Here is a 17,070-nt window from a genome sequence, read left to right as displayed (position 1 = left end):
TTCTGCTTGGTCGTGCAGCCCTGTTTGTTGTTCTGTTCTAGCCTTGCTCGCCGGCTTTCGGTTTCCGCAGCAGATAAGTGCCGTGCATGGGCGCGTGGTAGTCGACCGAGACCAGCGTGAAGCCGACATCGATCAGCATCCGTTCCATCACCCAGCCGAAGGTGGAATATTCGTCGCGCATGTGCGTGACGACGCTTTCGCGCGAAAAATCGTGGTTCTTGATATGGAAGTCGGCCCATTGCTCGACGTCGCGCTCGATGGCGTCGGGCATCGAGGCGTAGACGATGTCGCGCAGATAGAAGCTCGCGCCCGGCTTCAGTGCACGGTAGATCCGCGACATCGCCACCGCCTTCCAGAAATCCGGCAGATGGTGCAGCGTGAACTCGCTGACGATCAGATCGTAGGATTCCGGGCGGTAGGCGAAGCTGAGCAAGCCGGCCGACTGCGTGCGCACGGGGGCCTTGCGGTCGCGGGCGTAGATCTCGGCGAGCGCCAGCATCGCCGGCGAGATGTCGATGGCGTCGACCTCGGCACCCATCAGCGCCGCTTCGGTGGCGAGCACGCCGTTGCCGCAGCCGATATCCGCGATGCGCCAGCCGCGCTGCACCCCGAGCATCTTCAGCGCGGCGCGCGCCCGCAGATCGGCATCGTCATGGGCGTCGTAGATCGAAGCCACTGCGGGCTCGATCCCCATCCGGTTGCGCTCGTTATAGTACCAGTCGCGCGCCAGCATGGCTCACATCCCCTCAGGCCCGCGGCCAATCGCGGCAACGCCGGTGCGCGACACCTCGACAAGGCCGAGCGGGCGCATCAGGTCGATAAACTGGTTGATCTTGTCCGTATTGCCTGTGATCTCGAACACAAAGCTCTCGGTGGTGGCGTCGATCACGCGGGCACGGAACGCATCCGCCAACCGCAGCGCCTCGACGCGATGCTCGCCCTGCCCACGCACCTTCACCATCGCAAGCTCGCGCTCGATCGAGCGCTTGGTCAGGGTCATGTCGACGACACGATAGACCGGGATCATGCGGTCGAGCTGGTGCTTGATCTGCTCGATCACCATCGGCGTGCCCGTGGTGACGATGGTGATGCGCGACAGGTGCTTCTGGCTCTCGGTCTCCGAGACGGTGAGACTTTCGATGTTGTAGCCGCGCCCGGAGAACAGCCCGATGACGCGCGCGAGCACGCCCGGCTCGTTCTGCACGAGCACCGAGAGCGTATGCGTCTCGTTGGGATCGTGGCGGTCCTCGATGAAATAGGCGGATGCCGGCTGGTTCATGGTCGTCCCCTCTTGTCTCTCCGTCACGCCATCGCTGGCGCCTCTGCCCCGACCCAACTGCGGAACAGATCGAAATCGATATTGCCGCCGGACAGCACGAGACCGACGCGCTTGCCTGACAGCTTGGTCTTTTCCTGAAGCGCCGCGGCGAGCGCGGCGGCGCCGGCGCCTTCGGCGAGATTGTGCGTGTCGGTCCAGTAGGCGCGGATCGCGGCGGCGACCTCGTCGTCGGAAATCTGCACGATGCGCGCGGCACCCTTGCGGATCAGCGCGAACGCGTCTGCGTCGGGAATGCGCGTTGCCATGCCGTCGGCCAGCGTGTTGCTGGTCTTCGTCGTCACGACCTTGCCGGCCGCGAACGACAGCGCGTAGGACGGCGCTTCGGTCGACTGCACGCCGACGATCTCGGTCTTCAGGCCGAGCAGGTCACGCGCCATGATGCAGCCGGAGATGCCAGAGCCCTGCCCGATCGGCACATAGAGAACATCGAGATCCGGCGCCGTCCGGAACAGTTCGAGCGCATAGGTGGCGACGCCGAGCACGAGATCCGGATGAAACGACGGCACCATGTGCAGGCCGGTAAATTGGGCGCGCCGCTGCGCCTCTTCGGCGGCCGCCTGAAAGTCCTCGCCATGCTCGACCAGCTCGGCGCCAAACGCCTTCATCGCCCCGTTCTTCTCGACCGAGTTGCCGCGCGGCACGTAAATCACGGCCGGCACGCCGTGGCGGCTCGCGGCAAAGGCCAGGCTCTGGCCGTGATTGCCCCGCGTCGCCGAGATGATGCCCGGAATGTCCGGCCGCTCGCGCTTCAGCCGTTCGAGATAAACGAGACCGCCGCGCACCTTGAAGGCGCCGATCGGCGTGTGGTTCTCGTGCTTGACGATGACCTGCGTCCCGAGGCGCTCGGCGAGCAGCGGCCAGCCGCGTGCCGGCGTCGCCGGCACCGCCTGCCCCACGATCGCATGTGCGCGCTCGAGCTCCGTCAGGTCGAACATGACGTCACACCAGCGCCTTGCCGCCGGCGAACGCCTTTGCCGTGGCTTCGTCGTTGGCCTGCTCGGGCAACAGCATCTCGTTGTGCGCCTTGCCGGAGGGGATCATCGGGAAGCAGTTTTCGAGCGCCGCGACGCGGCAGTCGAACAGCACCGGACGCTTGACCGAGATCATCTCCTGGATGGCGCCATCGAGATCGGAGGGCTTGTGCACCTGGATGCCGACGCCGCCATAGGCTTCCGCGAGCTTGACGAAATCCGGCAACGCCTCCGAATAGGAATGCGACAGCCGGTTGCCGTGCAGCAGCTGCTGCCATTGCCGCACCATGCCCATGTACTGGTTGTTCAGGATGAAGATCTTGATCGGCAATTCGTACTGAACCGCCGTCGACATCTCCTGCATCGTCATCTGCACCGAGGCATCGCCCGCGATGTCGATGACGAGGCTGTCCGGATGGGCAACCTGCACGCCGACCGCGGCCGGCAGGCCGTAGCCCATGGTGCCGAGACCGCCCGACGTCATCCAGCGATGCGGCTCCTCGAAGCCGAAGAACTGCGCCGCCCACATCTGGTGCTGGCCGACTTCCGTCGTGATGTAAGTGTCCTTGCCGCGCGTCGCCTCGAACAGGCTCTGGATCGCGTGTTGCGGCAGGATCACGTCGTTGCTCTTCTTGTAATAGAGCGAGTTGCGGGCGCGCCACTGCGCGATCTGCTGCCACCAGGCCTTGATGTCGGGCTTCTTCGCTTCCGCCTTGAACACCTGGAGGATGTCGCCGAGGATGTTGCCGCAGTCGCCGATGATCGGCACGTCGACACGGATGTTCTTGTTGATCGAGGACGGATCGATGTCGATGTGGATCTTCTTCGAGCCCGGCGAGAACGCATCGACGCGGCCGGTGATGCGGTCGTCGAAGCGCGCGCCGACGCACAGCATGACGTCGCAATCATGCATGGTCATGTTGGCTTCATAGGTGCCGTGCATGCCGAGCATGCCGAGCCAGTTCTTGCCCGACGCCGGATAGGCACCCAGGCCCATCAGCGTGGAGGTGATCGGGAAGCCGGTGACCTCGACCAGCTCGCGCAACAGCTTGGTCGCCTCGGGGCCGGAATTGATGACGCCGCCACCGCTGTAGATCACGGGGCGCTTGGCGTTGGCGAGCAGCGACACGGCCTTGCGGATCTGCGTCGCGTCGCCCTTCACGCGCGGCGCGTAGGAGCGGTGCACGTCCGACTTGCGCGGCGGATGATAGGTGCCGGTCGCGAACTGCACGTCCTTCGGCACGTCGACGAGCACCGGGCCGGGACGGCCGGAGGTCGCGACGTAGAAGGCTTCGTGCAGCACCTTTGCGAGATCGTTGACGTCGCGCACCAGCCAGTTGTGCTTGGTGCAGGGCCGCGTGATGCCGACCGTGTCGCACTCCTGGAACGCGTCGTTGCCGATCAGATGCGTCGGCACCTGGCCGGAGATGCAGACCAGCGGAATCGAGTCCATCAGCGCGTCGGTCAGCGGCGTCACCATGTTGGTGGCGCCGGGTCCGGAGGTCACCAGCGCAACGCCCGGCTTGCCGGTCGAGCGCGCATAGCCCTCGGCGGCGTGGCCCGCGCCCTGCTCGTGGCGGACCAGGATGTGCTGGACCTCGCTCTGCTGGAAGATCTCGTCATAGATCGGAAGCACGGCGCCACCGGGATAGCCGAAAATGTCGGTCACGCCATGATCGATGAGCGCGCGAACGATCATCGCGGCGCCGGTCATCTGGTTCGGATCGTGGCTCTTGTCGCTCATTGTCTTGCTCCGGATGCGCTGTTGTCAGCGGCTTCGTTCGTGTCGGGTTCGGGAAATAAAAAAGGCCCCGAAGAGGGCCCATGCACACCGCCTGTCTTGTGGATGGCAGCTAGCCACCCCCGGCGGTGTGCCTGGGTACGACGGCGATAAGGAGTTTGGTAATAATGTTACGCATGGCAGGTGCCCGGCTTCCCAAAGGTTGCGCGAAACATAACGGTCAAAGCCCGGATGTCAAGGCAATGCGACCGTTCCCGCGCGATTTTGGCAATGTAGCGGTGTTCCCAGGGTTCGGCGAGAGGTAAATTCGGGAACCCGGGTACAAAAGCGCGTCAGCGGAGGTCCCGCTCCGCATTCACGATGGCGGCAAGCCACCCCCTCGCCTCCTCCGGCTTCACCCATTCGAACTCGGGCAGTTGATGCCGGAACCAGGTGAATTGCCGCTTGGCGTAGTGGCGGGTGTCGGCACGACCGATCGTGGCCGCCTCGTCCAGGCCGATCTCACCGCGCAGATGCCGGATCAGGGCCGGCACGCCATGGGCTTTCATCGCCGGCAGCAGCGGATCGAGATGTCTGGCGGCGAGCCACTCCACCTCCCTCAACGCGCCGGCACCGAGCATGGCATCGAAACGGGCATCGATGCGGGCATAGAGCTCGTCGCGCTCGGGGGCGAGAAACACCGCGCGAAAACTGTCCTTCGGCAGCAGCGGCGGCTGGCCTTCATGGTGCCAGTCGAGCAGCGAACGGCCCGTCGCTTCGACCACTTCGAGCGCGCGCGCGATCCGGGTACGGTCGCGCAGGTTCAATCGTTCGGCGGCGCGCGGATCACGGCGTGCAAGTTCCTCATGCAGCGCCTCGACGCCGTTCCGCTCCAGCCGCGCGCGCACGTCGTCGCGGACTTCCGCGGGGATCGGCGGCACCACCGAGAGGCCCGCCGTCAGCGCCTTGAAATAGAGCCCGGTGCCGCCGATGAAGATCGGCAGGCGGCCTGCGGCTTTCGCCTCTTCCAGCGCCTTCGTCGCGTCGACCACCCATGCGCCGGCCGAGAAATTCACGGCCGCATCGACGTGGCCGTAGAGACGGTGCGGCGCGCGTCCTTCCTCGCCATGTGTGGGGCGCGCGGTGATGATGCGGAGGTCACGATAGACCTGCATGGAATCGGCATTGATGACGATTCCGCCCGTACTCAGGGCAAGCTCGAGCGCCAGCGCCGACTTGCCGCTGGCGGTCGGGCCTGCGATCAGGATCGCGACGGTTTGGCGCATATGGGGCGGGTCACGTTGCACAACATCCGCATTGCACTTTTGCATCACGCCATGCAACAATTACAGATTGCTTTACTGTCTAATTGCACTCGATTTTCCTGCATTCATTTCGATACTGATTGGGAGATCATCATGAGCATCGGCCAACGTTCGAACGACTCGCGCCTCACCAGGACGGCGACATATGCGTTGACAGTGGCGGCGGCGTTATTGGCGCTCCAACCCGCCCGAGCACAAACGGTGCTTCCCTCCGACGTCAAACCGACCTGCACGGTTGCGCCGAATGACTTCAAGGGCTGGTTCAAAGCGGGCAATGTCACAAAAGACGGAGCCGTTGTTCCGGCGAACGGTCTTTCGTTCGCGCCCAATTCGCTTTGCTCCTTTTACAAATGGTCCGCGCAGATGTTCCTCTGGCTGACCTCGCCGGCCAGCCCCGGCGCACACGTCTTCGCTTCGTCCGACTTCTTCGGCGTCTCGCCACCCGACGCCAACAACAAGCGGAAGTTCCTACCTCAGGACGACAACAAACTTCTGAGCTTTGCGCCTGCCATTTCACTCGTCGACAAGAACGGACGGTCGGTCGTGACCGACAGCACCGGTAAGAAGCGTGAAGTCGTGAACGTGACGACCGCTTCCGGGAACCGAATGGTCTTCCGTGACAAGACTGACAATCCGGTCAATGTCGCAAGCATCGCGGTCGCGGCAAACGGCAAGCCGCTGCTGCTCGACAAGGCAAACAAGGTATTGGATGTCCAGACCACCGCAAATGGCGCGCCATTGCTGCGCGATTCAATGGGCAAGGTCATCGAGCTGGCCGACACCACAGTCGATGTCAAAGGTATTCAGCGGCTCGTCACCACGTCCGGCGAGGTCGTCGAGTTTGGCCAGGCAGGCGGCAATGCTGCTCTGATGACGCGCGGAAATGCCCTTGTCTACTATCTGTTGCAAGCCAATGACGTATTCGCCTATTTCAAGACAGGTGTAGTGAACAGCAAATTCCCCGCACCTCCTCCGGCCCAATTTCCGATCAATGCGGTCCAAGTGGATCAGATTGCGGACATCGCAAAGAACGCGCCGCCGCCAAACACAAGAACGGCTTTTCAAGATCGGGTTGCACTGGCGATGGAGCTGAAATCGTCCTGGGTCGAAGCCTCAACGCTGAGCAATCCGAAGGACTACCTGACCATCACCGCCGAGATCCCCAACTTCGTTGCCCAGGGCAACGACAAGCTCGTGCCGTCGGGTACTAAGACCGTCGAACTCGCGCTGGTCGGCTTTCATGTCGTCGGCAGCGTTGCCGGCCATCCCGAGATGATTTGGGCGACCTACGAGCACATCAATAATGCACCGACGCTGCAATACGACTACATGACGACAGCCGGCGCCACCGCGACAAAGCCTGCTGACGGAAGCGGCTCATGGCTTTTCTCGACGTCCGGCGCTTCAACGGCTCCGCTCAATCCCAGGATGACCGCTGCCGGGCCAAATATCGTGGCCGAGCCCAATCAAACCATCGGCCCTGTTGATATCACTCGGCAAAATCCCTGGGGAACGACTGCAAACGACACCTCCAACAATACTGATATCGTTTCGCTCAATGCCAATCTGCGTACGCAGCTTTTGGCCGGCGATGTACGGGCAAACTATATTCTCATTGGCGCGGAATGGACCGACGGAGCGGCGCCCGACGGCACCAACACCCACGGCACACCTTTGCTCGCGAATTCCACGATGGAAACCTTCAATCAAGACAGTGATTGCTTCGCCTGCCACGCCGGGGGAATGCTCGGCGGCCTCAGTCACATATGGACCAGAATGGAGCCTTTGTTCCACTGACGGCAACTTCGAGAAGACCACGTGGAGAGAGGGGAATTGCCCGGCTGCCAGCGCCGACTTGCCGCTGGCGGTCGGGCCTGCGATAAGCACGGCCTTGCCAACATGTCTTCTGCTGACTTGCCCCTCGCTCACGAAAACCTCAAATGTCCCTCGTCGCCACGCTGATCTGCAATCCCGACAATCCCGCGCTCGACAGCACCATCGTCGACGGCGCCCGCGCCGTGCTGCCCCAGGCGCAACCTGCGCACTGGCTGTTCGACGGGGTTGCGGTCGACATTCCCTTCGGCGCGCAGGATAACCTCCAAGGCGACCGTCACGCCATCGAACAGCGGTTGCGCGAGCTTCGCGGCGACCTTCCCATCGACATCGTGGTGCAGCCAGTCGGCTTCCGGCGCAAGAAGCTTTTTCTCGCCGACATGGATTCCACCATGATCGGCCAGGAATGCATCGACGAGCTCGCCGATCTGGTCGGGAAGAAGGCCCACGTGGCCGCCATCACCGAACGCGCGATGCGCGGCGAGATCGAGTTCGAGCCGGCGCTGCGCGAGCGCGTCGCGCTGCTGAAGGACCTTCCCGCCAGCGTGGTCGACGAGGTGCTGGCCAAGCGCATCACGCTGACGCCGGGCGGCCGCGAACTGGTCGCGACCATGCGCGCCCATGGCGCCTATACCTGTCTCGTCTCCGGCGGCTTCACGCTGTTCACGCGCGCGGTCGCGGCCAAGATCGGCTTCCAGGAGAACCGCGCCAACGAGCTCGTCGTCCGCGACGGCAAGTTCACCGGCGAGGTCAAGGAGCCGATTTTGGGCCGCGCGGCAAAGCTTGCGACGCTGGTGGATCTGATGGAGTCGTTCGATCTCGACGACATCGATTCCGTCGTGGTCGGCGACGGCGCCAACGATCTCGCGATGATCCAGGCGGCGGGGCTGGGCGTGGCGTATCACGCCAAGCCAGCGGTCGCCGCTGCGGCTGCCGCGCGGATCGACCATGGCGATCTCACCGCGCTGCTCTACGCGCAGGGGTATCGGCGGGACGAGTTCGTGGAGGCTTAGCCTCTCCCGTCGTCAGCACTTGCGGCACGCCCAGCGGCCGTAGGGTGGGCAAAGGCGCACTTGCGCCGTGCCCACCACTCTTGTCGCGATGGTGGAAAGATGGTGGGCACGCTTCGCTTTGCCCACCCTACTGGATTGAACCGCGACTACTGCACGCTCAGCGCCACAAACCTCAGCTCGCCGTCGGCGTTGGAGACGAGCAGCAGCACGGACTTCTTGCCGTCCTTCTTGAGCTGGTCGACCCGCTTCTGGATGTCGGCGCCGCTGGAGACGGCCTCCTGCGCAACCTCGACGATGACGTCACCGGCGGAGAGGCGCTTCTCGGCAGCGTCCGAATTGGCGTCGACATTGGTGACGACCACGCCCTTGACGCTGTCCTTGATCTTGTAGCGCGTGCGCAAATCCTTGCTGAGCGCGGCAAGATCGAGACCGAGCGCCTTCTGCGTCACCGGCTTCTCGGGCGCCGGCTCGTCGGTCTTGACCGCGGCCTGCACCTTGTCGGGATCCTGGAGACGGCCGAGCGTGACCTTCTTGGTCTCCTCCTGGCCCTTGCGGATGATGACGACATCGACTTCCTTGCCGACCGCCGTGTCGGCGACGACGCGGGAGAGATCCTTGGGATCCTTGACGTCCTTGCCGTCGAACTTGACGACGACGTCGCCGGGCTCGATGCCGGCGGGCTTGGCCGGGCCCTTGTCATCGACGCCGGCGACCAGCGCGCCGCGCGCGGGCTTGATGTTGAGGCTCTCGGCGATCTCGTCGGTGACGCTCTGGATGCGCACGCCGAGCCAGCCGCGGCGCAGTTCGCCGAACTGGCGGAGCTGGTCGACCACGGCGACAACCGTCTTCGAGGGCACGGCAAAGCCGATGCCGATCGAGCCGCCGGAGGGCGAGATGATCAGCGTGTTGACGCCGATGACGTCGCCATCGAGGTTGAACAGCGGACCACCGGAATTGCCACGGTTGATGGAGGCGTCGGTCTGGATATAGCTGTCATACGGCCCCGAGGAGATGTCGCGGTTCTTGGCCGAGACGATACCGGCCGTCACCGTGCCGCCGAGACTGAAAGGATTGCCGATCGCGATCACCCAGTCGCCGAGGCGCAGCTTGTCGGAGTCGCCGAACTTTACCGCAACCAGCGGCTTCGGCGGCTTGATCTTCAGCACGGCGAGGTCGGTCTTCTTGTCGACGCCAACCAGGTCGGCCTTGATCTTGGTGCCGTCGTTGAGGATGACGTTGATCTCGTCGGCGTCCGCGATGACGTGGTTGTTGGTGACGACGACGCCAGCGGTGTCGATGATGAAGCCGGAGCCGAGCGAGTTGGTCTTGCGGGGCGGGTTGTCACCGCGCTCGCCGCCCTTGCTGCCGCCGCCGGGGCCGCGGCGGTTCTTGAAGAAGTCGTCGAAGAACTCCTCGAAGGGCGAGCCGGGCGGCAGTTGCGGCATGGTGTTGCTGCCGCCGCCGCCGCCCTTGGCTTCGACGGTCTGCGAGGTCGAGATGTTGACGACCGCGTCGATCACCTTCTCGGCGACGTCGGCGATCCCGTCCGGGCCACGCGCAAGGGCCGGCGTGCCGAACGCGCTGAATGCACTGACGGCGAGCGCGGCCAGCCCTAAGCGCAAGCGGGTCGGGGCAATGGTGGCAGCGGTCATTGGTATCTCCAGAGAAAAGGATAAGGCGCCAAGGATTCGCCTCCAAGACTGCGCTCGAACGGGGGGACGGCGCAAGCGCGGAGCTTAACGGGCCTCAAGACCCGGATAATACGGCGAAAACCAGTCTCTCGCCTTCACTTTGGCGTTGGCGTGACGCCTAAATCGGACGGCGCATAACCCAGATCAAGACCAGGCCGGCCACGGCCGAACCGATCCCAACCGCCCGCAGGATATTGTCCGGCGTGGCGATGGCGCTTTTCATGGCCTTGCGCATCCAGTTCGGACTTGCCGCGAACATCAAGCCTTCCAGCACGAACAGGATGCCTAAGCCGATGAGGAAGTCGGCGAACGCAATGGACCTCATCGGAATGGAACCTCCCGTGGTGCTGTTCTTGTCTGGACGAAGGGCGGCAGAACTGCCGCCCTCTGTCTAGCTCACGGCTTCGCCGGCGTCTCGGTCGCCGCCTTGCCGGACGGGTTACCAAAGAACCGGAAGAAATCCGAGTCCGGCCGCAGCAGGAAGCGGGTGTCGTTCGCGCGCAGCCCGTTCTCGTAGGCCGTCATCGACCGGTAGAAGGCGAAGAAGTCGGCGTCCTTGCCGTAGGCTTCCGCGAACAGGCGGTTGCGCTCGGCGTCGCCGACGCCGCGGATCTGCTCGGCCTGCGATTTGGCTTCCGCCTCGATCACGGTCGCCTCGCGGTCGGCCTTGGAGCGGATCTCCTGTGCCTTCTGGCCGCCCTGCGCACGGAACTCGGCGGCTTCGCGCTCGCGCTCGGTCTTCATGCGCTGGTAGACCGCCTGGCTGTTCTGCTCCGGCAGGTCGGCGCGGCGGATCCGGACATCGACGACCTGGATACCGTAGCCGTCGGCCTCGCGATCGAGCTGGTCGCGGATGCGCTGCATCAGCTTCTCGCGGTCGTCGCGCACCACGTTGATGAAGGTGACCTCGCCGAGCACGCGGCGCAGCGCCGCGTTCAGGAGCGTGGTGAGCTGGATGTTGGCAGCCTGGATCGAGCCGACGCTCTGGTAGAAGCGCAGCGCGTCCTTGATGCGGTAACGCGCGAAGGCGTCGACCACGAGCCGCTTCTGGTCGGACGCGATCGCTTCCTGCGACGGGTTCTCCAGATCGAGGATCCGCTTGTCGATGTTGATCACCGAATTCCACGGCGCCTTGAAGTGCAGGCCGGGCGCGGTGACGACGTCGACGGGACGGCCGAACTGCAGCACGATGGTCTGCTCGGTCTGTTGCACCGTGAACAGCGACATGTAGCCGACGATCACGACGAGCAGGAGGGCGAGCAGCGTGACGATACCTGTGACCGGAGACCTCATCGGTTGCCTCCGCTCGACTGCTGACCGGTGGTAGGCGGCCGCTTGGTCGTCAACTCACTGAGCGGCAGATAGGGCACAACGCCCTGGCCCGAGGGGCCGCCGTCATAGACGAGCTTGTCGGCGCCGCCGAGCACGCGCTCCATCGTCTCCAGATAGATCCGTTCACGCGTCACGTCGGGCGCCTTCTTGTATTCCTCGTAAACCTTCAGGAAGCGCGAGCTCTGGCCCTTGGCCTCGGCGACCGTCTGCTCCCTGTAGCCTTCGGCGGCCTGCGTGATCTGCGCCGCACGTCCGCGTGCCTGCGGCACGACCTGGTTGGCGTAGGTCTGCGCCTCGTTCTGCAACTGCTCGAGATTGGCGCGCGCCGCCTGGACGTCGCGGAACGCGTCGATCACCTGCGCCGGCGGGTCGACCTTCTGCATCTGCACCTGGCTGATGAGAATACCGGCGCCGTAGCTGTCCAGGGTCCTCTGGATCAGCTCCTGCACGCCCTGTTCGGTGACGTTGCGCGCTCCGGTCAGGATCGGCTGGATCTGCGAACGGCCGATCACCTCGCGCATCGCGCTCTCGGAGACCGCCTTCACGGTGCCTTCGGGATTCTGGATGTTGAAGAGGAAGTCGCCGACGCCGTCCGGCTTGATGCGCCAGAGCACGGTGAAGTCGACGTCGACGATGTTCTCGTCGCCGGTCAGCATCAGGCTCTCTTCCGGCACGTCACGAATGGAGCGGCCGCGTCGTGCCGGATCGTCGATCAGCGTCATGCCTATGGAGATCGTGTTGACGCGCAACGCCTTCGGCAGCAGCACGGTTTCGATCGGATAGGGCAGATGATAGTTCAGACCCGGCTGCACGGTGCGGACATGCTTGCCGAAGCGCAGCACGACGCCGAGCTCTTCGGATTGCACCCGGAAGAAGCCCGACAGCAGCCAGAACGCGATGATGAGCAGGACGATCAGCGTGATGCCGATGCCGGAGAAATAGCCGCCCGGCATGATCTGCTGGAGGCGGTCCTGGCCGCGCCGCAGAAGGTCTTCCAGATCCGGCGGCCTTGGCCCGACCGGTTGCGGGCCGTTGCCCCATGGTCCCTTCGGACCCGAGCCCCATGGGCCACCGCCCTGATTCTTCCACGGCATTCGACGCTCTCCTCGGCAGGGTGAAAATCGCCCCCGCCCGCTTTGTCCGGTCCGGCTTTATAGGGGACAGGCAAGTCCCTTACAACGCGGCCCGGGCTGTCCTTCGAGCTATGCTCGGGCACGAAAAAGTCAATGTAAACATTGACGAATGCGGTTAATTGCCCGCCCGCCGACGATATGTCACATAGGAGTAGTCGGCGCTGTCGTCGGGTCCGGCAGGATGCCGGATGCGCTCAACCTCATCCCACTCTGCCTTGTCGATGTCGAAATGCGTGTCGCCTTCGGGGCGCGCATGCACTTCGGTGATTTCGAGGCGATCGGCGCGATCGAGCCATTGCCGATAGATCTCGGCGCCACCGATCACCGCGATCTCGGCGACCGTACGCCGCAGGGCATCGCCACGCGCAACCGCGCCCGCATCGGCAGCCGATGTCGTCACGATGGCGCCATTGGCGCGATAATCCGCATCGCGCGTGATGACGATGTTGGTACGGCCAGGAAGCGGCCGGCGCAGGGTTTCGAAGGTCTTGCGGCCCATGATCACGGGCTTGCCGATCGTGAGCGCCTTGAAGCGCGCCATGTCGGATTTCAATCGCCACGGGAACCCGTTGCCGGCGCCGATGACGCCGTTCTCCGCGATCGCGACGACGAAGATGATCTCCATCAGGACGCGCTCCCCGCAAGTCGTGTCAGTGCCAGGCCCGTGACGCGGCACAGCGTCCAGTCGTCCATCATGACGGCGCCGAGCGATTGGTAGAACGCGATCGACGGCGCGTTCCAGTCGAGCACCGCCCATTGCAGCCGCGACCAGCCGTTGTCGACGCACTCCCTGGCGAGATAGACCAGCAGCGCCTTGCCGAGGCCCTTACCCCGATGCGACGGCCGCACATAGAGATCTTCGAGATAGATGCCGTGACGGCCGCTGAAAGTGGAGAAATTGACGAACCAGACCGCAAAGCCGACGGGCTCGCCGTTCCACTCGGCAATCGCGCAATAGAGCTGCGGACGCTCGCCGAACAGCGCTTCCGCAATCATCGCCTCGGTCGCCTCGACCTCGTGCGAAAGCTTTTCGTATTCGGCAAGCTCGCGGATGAGAGCAAGAACGAGCCCGGCTTCACCGGCGCGCACGCGGCGGATGGTCAACGACATTTGCGTTAGACCGCGACTTCCGCCTTGATGTGCGGATGCGGGTCGTAGCCGACGAGCTCGAAATCCTCGTAGCGGAATGAGAAGATGTCCTTCACGTCGGGATTGATCCGCATCACCGGCAGCGTCCGCGGCGCACGCGTGAGCTGGAGCCGCGCCTGCTCCAGGTGATTGGAATAGAGATGGGTGTCGCCGAGCGAATGCACGAAGTCGCCGAGCTTCAATCCCGTGACCTGCGCGACCATCATCGTCAGCAGCGCATAGGACGCGATGTTGAAGGGCACGCCGAGGAAGACGTCGGCCGAGCGCTGATAGAGCTGGCAGGATAATTTGCCGTTGGCGACATAGAACTGGAACAGCAGGTGGCAGGGCGGCAGCGCCATCTTTTCGACGTCGGCGGGATTCCAGGCGGTGACGATCAGCCGGCGCGAATCCGGGGTGCGCTTGATCATGTCGATGACATTGGCGATCTGGTCGATGCTGCGCCCGTCGGCCGTGGGCCAGGAACGCCATTGATGGCCATAGACCGGTCCGAGATCGCCATTGGCATCGGCCCATTCGTCCCAGATGGTGACGCCGTTGTCGCGCAGATATTTGATGTTGGTGTCGCCCTTCAGGAACCACAACAGCTCATGCACGATCGCCTTCAGCGGCAGCCGCTTGGTGGTCAGCATCGGGAAGCCGGCAGACAGGTTGAAGCGCATCTGATGGCCGAACACCGACAGCGTGCCGGTGCCGGTCCGGTCGGTCTTCTCGGCGCCGTCTGAAAGAATCCGCTCGAGCAGGTCCTGATACTGGTGCATGTGCCATTGAGCCTTTGGGGAGGCGGCGAACTTAACGGCGCGCCCCGCGCTACGACAGCAGCGATTCGCTGTTTTAGCCCATTATACCCCGAAAAGTGACTGTTCCCGGTGCAAACAACAAGGGGCGGAACTTGCGTCCCGCCCCTCGCCTATCGGCTTGAAAGTGCTCGTTAAGTTGCCGGCTTGAGCACCGGGGTCCACTTCGCGATCTCGTTCTTGACGAGGGTCGCCAGCGCCTCCGGCGTCCGGTCCTTGGGACCCGGAATGACGCTGCCGAGCTCGAGCAGGCGCTTCTTCACGGTCTCGTCGTCGAGCGCCTTGATGGCGGCGGCATTCAGGCTCGCAATGATCGCGGGCGAAGTTCCCTTCGGCGCGAACATCGCGTTCCAGGCCTGGGCCTGGAATGCAGGCAGGCCGGCCTCCGCCGTGGTCGGCACGTTCGGCAGCGACGGATTGCGCTCGGCCGTCGCGATCGCATAGGCCTTGATGGTGCCGGCATTGATCTGCGGCACCGCATTGACGATCTGGTCGCACATGTAATCGACCTGTCCGGCCACCAGCGCATTCATCGCGGGGCCCGTGCCGTTGAAGGGCACGCCGACCGGCTTGATGTCGAGGATCGAGTGCAGGAGCTCGCAGGAGACGTGCGAGACCGAGCCGACGCCGGCATGCGCGGCATTGACCTTCTCGGCGTTCGCTTTCACGTAGGCGACGAACTCCTTGAGGTCTTTCGGCGGAAAGTCCTTGCGCGCCAGGATCAGGATCGGCGTGCCCGCGAGCAGCGCGACCGGCTCAAAATCCTTTTCGGGGTGGTAGGCGAGTTTCGGATAGAGCGGCACGGAGGCGGCATGCGTGCCCATATGCCCGGTAATGAGCGTATAGCCGTCATTGGCCGCGCGCGCAGCGCGCGTGGTCGCGGTGGTGCCGCCGGCGCCGACCACGTTCTCGATGATGATGCTCTGTCCGAGCGTCTGCGCCATGTGCCCGGTGACGATGCGCGAAATCACGTCGGTCGGTCCACCGGCCGCGAACGGCACGATCATGGTGATGCTGCGCGTCGGATAGGTCTGCGCCTCCGCCGGTGCGACAAAGCCGCACAACGATGCGAACGCCGCAGCACATGCGCCCGCAAGCGCGCGAATGGAAGTCATCTCGATCCCCTCGGACGTAAAACAAAAATGCCGGCCACAGGGCCGGCATTTTCATTTCACGAAGCGGTCACACAAGTCGATTCGACTTCCGAATGCGGCGTGCGGACGCAGGGCGCCGCGACGACGCAGGCGCGGTCAGTTCTCGGATTCGGTGAACACCTCGTCGCGCTTGGCGCGCAGCACGGGCAGGACCGTGAGGATCAGCAGAAACGCCGCGATCGCCAGCAGCACCGCCGACAACGGACGCGTCAGGAACACGCTCCAGTCGCCGCGCGAAATCAGAAGCGCACGACGCAGGTTCTCTTCCATCAGCGGTCCGAGGACCATGCCGAGCAGCAGCGGCGCCGGCTCGAAATCGTGCTTGATCAGCCAGTAGCCGACCAGACCGAAGACGCCCGCGAGAATGACGTCGACCGGTGCGTTGTTCACCGAGTAAATGCCGATCGCGCAGAAGATCACGATCGAGGGGAACATCAGCCGGTAAGGCACGCGCAGCAGCCGCACCCAGATTCCGACGAGCGGCAGGTTGATGATGATCAGCATCAGATTGCCGATCCACATCGAGGCGATCATGCCCCAGACCAGATCCGGCTGCTTCTGCATGACCTGCGGGCCCGGCACGATGCCGTGGATGGTCATCGCGCCGACCATCAGCGCCATCACCGCGTTCGGCGGGATGCCGAGCGTCAGCAGCGGAATGAACGATGTCTGCGCCGCAGCGTTGTTGGCGCTTTCCGGCCCCGCCACGCCCTCGATCGCGCCGCGGCCGAACCGCGACGGGTTCTTGGCGAGCTTCTTCTCGAGCGTATAGGCCGCAAACGACGCGATGACCGCGCCGCCGCCGGGCAGGATGCCGAGGATCGAGCCGAGCACCGTGCCGCGCAGGATCGCAGGCGCCGAATCGACCAGGTCTTTCCTGGTCGGCATCAGGCCGGTGATCTTCTGCTGCACCAGATCGCGGTTCATCTCGGCGCCGGCGTCGAGGTTACGGATGATCTCGGCGAAGCCGAACACACCCATCGCTACCGTCGCGAAGCCGAGGCCGTCGGCGAGCTCCGGAATGTTGAAGGCCATGCGCGAGGCGCCGGTCTCGATGTCCGAGCCGACGATCGAGAGCAGCAGGCCGAACACGATCATCGCGATCGCCTTCAGCACCGAGCCTTTGGCCAGCACCACCGCGAAGATCAGGCCGAGCACCATCAGCGAGAAATACTCGGCCGGACCGAACGCCAGCGCGAGCTTCGTGAGCGGCGCGCCGAGGACGGCGATCAAAACGGTCGCAACGCAGCCGGCGAAGAACGAGCCGATCGCGGCGATCGCCAGCGCCGGGCCGGCGCGGCCCTGCTTGGCCATCTGGTGGCCGTCGATGGCGGTGACGACCGATGTCGCCTCACCGGGTATGTTGACCAGGATCGACGTGGTCGAGCCGCCGTACTGGGCGCCATAATAGATGCCGGCGAGCATGATCAGCGCGCCGACCGGCGGCAGGCCGAAAGTGATCGGCAGCAGCATCGCGACCGTTGCGATGGTGCCGATGCCCGGCAACACGCCGACCAGCGTGCCCACGAGGGCACCGATCAGGCACATCAGCAGGTTGATCGGAGAGAACGCGACGGCAAAACCGTGAGCGAGGTTGGCAAAGAGCTCCATTA

General features: G+C 64.2%; 16 protein-coding genes. 2 read left to right on the top strand and 14 right to left on the bottom strand.

Annotated elements, in window-relative coordinates:
- Positions 1-37: 37 nt before the first annotated feature.
- The 5 genes from ABIB95_RS25365 to miaA form a co-directional block, all read right to left on the bottom strand.
- Positions 38-733, bottom strand: a complete 696-nt coding sequence (locus ABIB95_RS25365) for a class I SAM-dependent methyltransferase (protein WP_071910524.1) — start codon at positions 731-733, stop codon at positions 38-40.
- Positions 734-736: 3 nt separating this feature from the next.
- Entirely contained in the window at positions 737-1,279 is a 543-nt protein-coding gene (gene ilvN / locus ABIB95_RS25360) for an acetolactate synthase small subunit (protein ID WP_014493064.1), read from the bottom strand.
- A 23-nt stretch (positions 1,280-1,302) separates the two neighbouring features.
- Positions 1,303-2,274, bottom strand: a complete 972-nt coding sequence (locus ABIB95_RS25355) for a threonine dehydratase (protein ID WP_354243058.1) — start codon at positions 2,272-2,274, stop codon at positions 1,303-1,305.
- A gap of 4 nt (positions 2,275-2,278) precedes the next feature.
- Complete coding sequence (locus ABIB95_RS25350; RefSeq protein WP_063981624.1) at positions 2,279-4,054, bottom strand: acetolactate synthase 3 large subunit; 1,776 nt, start codon at positions 4,052-4,054, stop codon at positions 2,279-2,281.
- Positions 4,055-4,383: 329 nt separating this feature from the next.
- Complete coding sequence (miaA, locus tag ABIB95_RS25345) at positions 4,384-5,316, bottom strand: tRNA (adenosine(37)-N6)-dimethylallyltransferase MiaA (RefSeq protein WP_354243055.1); 933 nt, start codon at positions 5,314-5,316, stop codon at positions 4,384-4,386.
- 132 nt (positions 5,317-5,448) lie between these two features.
- Between miaA and ABIB95_RS25340 the strand changes: the two genes are divergently transcribed.
- Both ABIB95_RS25340 and serB read left to right on the top strand, forming a co-directional pair.
- Positions 5,449-7,152 (top strand): hypothetical protein, encoded by a 1,704-nt coding sequence (locus ABIB95_RS25340; RefSeq protein ID WP_354243052.1) that lies wholly within the window; start codon positions 5,449-5,451, stop codon positions 7,150-7,152.
- Positions 7,153-7,295: 143 nt separating this feature from the next.
- The gene (serB, locus tag ABIB95_RS25335; protein ID WP_354243049.1) at positions 7,296-8,201 is read left to right on the top strand and encodes a phosphoserine phosphatase SerB; all 906 of its coding nucleotides are present in this window, start codon (positions 7,296-7,298) and stop codon (positions 8,199-8,201) included.
- A gap of 146 nt (positions 8,202-8,347) precedes the next feature.
- Here serB and ABIB95_RS25330 read toward each other — a convergent pair whose 3' ends face one another.
- The 9 genes from ABIB95_RS25330 to ABIB95_RS25290 all read right to left on the bottom strand — a co-directional run bounded on the left by ABIB95_RS25330 (position 8,348) and on the right by ABIB95_RS25290 (position 17,068).
- Positions 8,348-9,853 carry a Do family serine endopeptidase gene (locus tag ABIB95_RS25330; protein ID WP_071910517.1) on the bottom strand — a complete coding sequence of 502 codons (1,506 nt, stop codon included), beginning with the start codon at positions 9,851-9,853 and terminating at the stop codon, positions 8,348-8,350.
- 157 nt (positions 9,854-10,010) lie between these two features.
- Positions 10,011-10,217, bottom strand: a complete 207-nt coding sequence (locus ABIB95_RS25325; RefSeq protein ID WP_025038031.1) for a DUF2065 domain-containing protein — start codon at positions 10,215-10,217, stop codon at positions 10,011-10,013.
- Positions 10,218-10,288: 71 nt separating this feature from the next.
- Positions 10,289-11,185: a protease modulator HflC gene (hflC, locus tag ABIB95_RS25320; protein WP_354243045.1), complete on the bottom strand. Its 897-nt coding sequence runs from the start codon at positions 11,183-11,185 to the stop codon at positions 10,289-10,291.
- The gene (hflK, locus tag ABIB95_RS25315) at positions 11,182-12,318 is read right to left on the bottom strand and encodes an FtsH protease activity modulator HflK (RefSeq protein WP_063981619.1); all 1,137 of its coding nucleotides are present in this window, start codon (positions 12,316-12,318) and stop codon (positions 11,182-11,184) included. The genes hflC and hflK overlap by 4 nt, the downstream gene beginning before the upstream one ends.
- A gap of 154 nt (positions 12,319-12,472) precedes the next feature.
- Positions 12,473-12,982 (bottom strand): dihydrofolate reductase, encoded by a 510-nt coding sequence (locus tag ABIB95_RS25310; protein WP_354243042.1) that lies wholly within the window; start codon positions 12,980-12,982, stop codon positions 12,473-12,475.
- Positions 12,982-13,467 carry a GNAT family N-acetyltransferase gene (locus ABIB95_RS25305; protein ID WP_354243039.1) on the bottom strand — a complete coding sequence of 162 codons (486 nt, stop codon included), beginning with the start codon at positions 13,465-13,467 and terminating at the stop codon, positions 12,982-12,984. Before ABIB95_RS25305 ends, ABIB95_RS25310 begins: the two co-directional genes overlap by 1 nt.
- 5 nt (positions 13,468-13,472) lie before the next feature.
- Entirely contained in the window at positions 13,473-14,267 is a 795-nt protein-coding gene (locus ABIB95_RS25300) for a thymidylate synthase (protein ID WP_354243036.1), read from the bottom strand.
- A 170-nt stretch (positions 14,268-14,437) separates the two neighbouring features.
- Positions 14,438-15,418 carry a tripartite tricarboxylate transporter substrate binding protein BugD gene (locus tag ABIB95_RS25295; protein ID WP_071910509.1) on the bottom strand — a complete coding sequence of 327 codons (981 nt, stop codon included), beginning with the start codon at positions 15,416-15,418 and terminating at the stop codon, positions 14,438-14,440.
- A 135-nt stretch (positions 15,419-15,553) separates the two neighbouring features.
- Positions 15,554-17,068: a tripartite tricarboxylate transporter permease gene (locus tag ABIB95_RS25290; protein WP_085399731.1), complete on the bottom strand. Its 1,515-nt coding sequence runs from the start codon at positions 17,066-17,068 to the stop codon at positions 15,554-15,556.
- Positions 17,069-17,070 lie beyond the last annotated feature (2 nt).

The sequence above is a fragment of the Bradyrhizobium sp. LA2.1 genome, from assembly GCF_040547725.1.
GTDB classification, from domain to species: Bacteria; Pseudomonadota; Alphaproteobacteria; order Rhizobiales; family Xanthobacteraceae; genus Bradyrhizobium; species Bradyrhizobium barranii.
This window is presented reverse-complemented; position numbering and strand designations above follow the sequence as displayed.

Coding starts and splice junctions, on each gene's coding strand:
- ABIB95_RS25295 (WP_071910509.1), bottom strand. CDS start 15,418: ATGACTTCCATTCGCGCGCTTGCGGGCGCATGTGCTGCGGCGTTCGCA.
- ABIB95_RS25330 (WP_071910517.1), bottom strand. CDS start 9,853: ATGACCGCTGCCACCATTGCCCCGACCCGCTTGCGCTTAGGGCTGGCC.
- hflK (WP_063981619.1), bottom strand. CDS start 12,318: ATGCCGTGGAAGAATCAGGGCGGTGGCCCATGGGGCTCGGGTCCGAAG.
- hflC (WP_354243045.1), bottom strand. CDS start 11,185: ATGAGGTCTCCGGTCACAGGTATCGTCACGCTGCTCGCCCTCCTGCTC.
- ABIB95_RS25365 (WP_071910524.1), bottom strand. CDS start 733: ATGCTGGCGCGCGACTGGTACTATAACGAGCGCAACCGGATGGGGATC.
- serB (WP_354243049.1), top strand. CDS start 7,296: ATGTCCCTCGTCGCCACGCTGATCTGCAATCCCGACAATCCCGCGCTC.
- ABIB95_RS25325 (WP_025038031.1), bottom strand. CDS start 10,217: ATGAGGTCCATTGCGTTCGCCGACTTCCTCATCGGCTTAGGCATCCTG.
- ABIB95_RS25310 (WP_354243042.1), bottom strand. CDS start 12,982: ATGGAGATCATCTTCGTCGTCGCGATCGCGGAGAACGGCGTCATCGGC.
- ABIB95_RS25355 (WP_354243058.1), bottom strand. CDS start 2,274: ATGTTCGACCTGACGGAGCTCGAGCGCGCACATGCGATCGTGGGGCAG.
- ABIB95_RS25300 (WP_354243036.1), bottom strand. CDS start 14,267: ATGCACCAGTATCAGGACCTGCTCGAGCGGATTCTTTCAGACGGCGCC.
- ABIB95_RS25290 (WP_085399731.1), bottom strand. CDS start 17,068: ATGGAGCTCTTTGCCAACCTCGCTCACGGTTTTGCCGTCGCGTTCTCT.
- miaA (WP_354243055.1), bottom strand. CDS start 5,316: ATGCGCCAAACCGTCGCGATCCTGATCGCAGGCCCGACCGCCAGCGGC.
- ABIB95_RS25340 (WP_354243052.1), top strand. CDS start 5,449: ATGAGCATCGGCCAACGTTCGAACGACTCGCGCCTCACCAGGACGGCG.
- ABIB95_RS25350 (WP_063981624.1), bottom strand. CDS start 4,054: ATGAGCGACAAGAGCCACGATCCGAACCAGATGACCGGCGCCGCGATG.
- ABIB95_RS25305 (WP_354243039.1), bottom strand. CDS start 13,467: ATGTCGTTGACCATCCGCCGCGTGCGCGCCGGTGAAGCCGGGCTCGTT.
- ilvN (WP_014493064.1), bottom strand. CDS start 1,279: ATGAACCAGCCGGCATCCGCCTATTTCATCGAGGACCGCCACGATCCC.